The sequence below is a fragment of the Mycolicibacter senuensis genome (assembly GCF_003284925.1).
Classification (GTDB): domain Bacteria; phylum Actinomycetota; class Actinomycetes; order Mycobacteriales; family Mycobacteriaceae; genus Mycobacterium; species Mycobacterium algericum_A.
Window position 1 is genome coordinate 1 of sequence record NZ_QMEX01000279.1, and the last position, 1,731, is coordinate 1,731.

At 70.6% G+C, this 1,731-nt stretch carries 1 protein-coding gene and 1 pseudogene; one reads left to right on the forward strand and one right to left on the reverse strand.

The window, feature by feature from the left end:
- Nucleotides 1-438 (reverse strand): annotated as a pseudogene (locus DQP56_RS24100) (PGRS repeat-containing protein); the annotation flags it as partial.
- Between the two features lie 438 nt (nt 439-876).
- Here DQP56_RS24100 and DQP56_RS24105 point away from each other — a divergent pair.
- Nucleotides 877-1,731 (forward strand): ROK family protein (locus DQP56_RS24105; protein WP_133259035.1); only part of this gene is annotated, 855 nt, incomplete at its 3' end.

Genomic DNA, 1,731 nt, shown 5'->3' on the forward strand with positions numbered 1-1,731 from the left:
GTCCCCGCCGGCGCCCACCGCGTAGCCACCGTCGGTGACCCCGCCGTGGTAGCCCGCACCGCCGTCACCGAACAGCCAACCGCCATCGAAACCATCGAGGTGAGCTGCCGTGCCGTCAGCCCCGTTCGCGATCATCGCCCCCAAGCCCAGCGCCTCGCTGAGTTGGTTGAGGCCGGCCAGGATCGGGTCATCGGCGGCGATCCAGGCCTGCATGCCCTCGTGCAGCGGCAGCCAGATGGCCTGAACCCACTGCGAAACCGTCTCCTCGAAGCCGGCCAGCGGGGTCACCGCCATCGCGCCCAGCTCCCAGGAGGCTTCGGCGATGCCCGGGTCGAAACCGAAGACTCCCGCGACACTGTCGAGGACAGTGGCGATGACTTCGTCGAATGGATCGGCCTGCGCGGCCGGCGCGGACCACGGGGACATCCCCAAGGCCACGAATGCTCCCACCGCCGTGCCGGCAGCCGCTCCGGCGCGTCGGGCCCGCCGGATTCCGGCGTGGCCTGAACGGTTTGCGCACCCGGGGTTGCGGCGACCAGCCATCGCTACCACGCCTCCTTGCGGACCGCTCACGGAAATATGATGTAAATCACACCTGTTCTCAAGGTAGCCCTCGCCGGGCCCGGGTACGGCTGGAATTTGCAAATCCGTCAATACCGGGGCCGTCGGCTCGCCCCCGGTGGTCGTGATACATTTTCCGGCTATGTACCGCAGTGCCCGCTATCTGACGGCGGTCTGTCGCCTCGCCCACGGCGCGTGTTGTCGCCGCGCATGTTGCTGCGCTTGACCCGCTGCGAGTAGCGCTCCTTGAGGAGAGTTCGCCGGGTCTCAGCTGCAGCCAGCCCCCACCGGACTCTTGTAGACAAGGACCACAGCGTGCGCACTCCCCTCACCTCCGTCTCTCATCACCGCCCCCGCTCGCATCCGCGTGTGGTGGCTCCGTCGCTGCAATTGCCGGACAACGCAGGCGCCGCGGTTTTCGCCGCCGTTCGCCAGCGCGGCCCGATCGCACGTGAGGCCATCGCCGGTGCCACCTCACTGAGCGTCGCCACCGTCAATCGACAGGTCAGTGCATTGCTGGAGGCCGGGCTGCTGCTCGAGCGCGCCGACCTGGCGACCTCCGGGGCGATCGGACGCCCGCGCCGGCCGGTGGTGGTCAACCACGAACCGTTCCTGGCGTTGGGCCTGCACATCGGGGCGAAGACGACCAGCATCGTGGCCACCGACCTGCTCGGCCGCACGCTGGACGTCGTCGAGATCCCCACCCCGGCCAACGGCGCGGCGCCGGCGCTGGCGTCACTGGCCGCCAGTGCCCGCCGCTATCTGACCCGCTGGAGCAAGCGGCGCCCGCTGTGGGTCGGGGTCGCGACCGGCGGGGCGGTGGACGGCGCCACCGGCTACGTCGATCACCCCCGGCTGGGCTGGACGGCCGCACCGGTCGGGCCGGTGCTGGCCGAGGAACTGCGACTGCCGGTGTCGGTGGCCTCTCACGTCGACGCGATGGCCGGCGCCGAACTGTTGCTGGGGGTACGGCGCCCGGTCGCGGACAGCTCCACCAGCCTCTACGTGTACGCCCGTGAGACGGTCGGCTACGCGCTGGTGATCGGCGGACGGGTGCACAGCCCGGCCAGTGGTCCGGGCACCATCGCCGGCCTGCCGGTGTCCTCGGAGCTGCTCGGTGGCTCCGGGCAGCTGGAATCCACCGTCAGCGACGAGGCGGTGCTGGCCGCG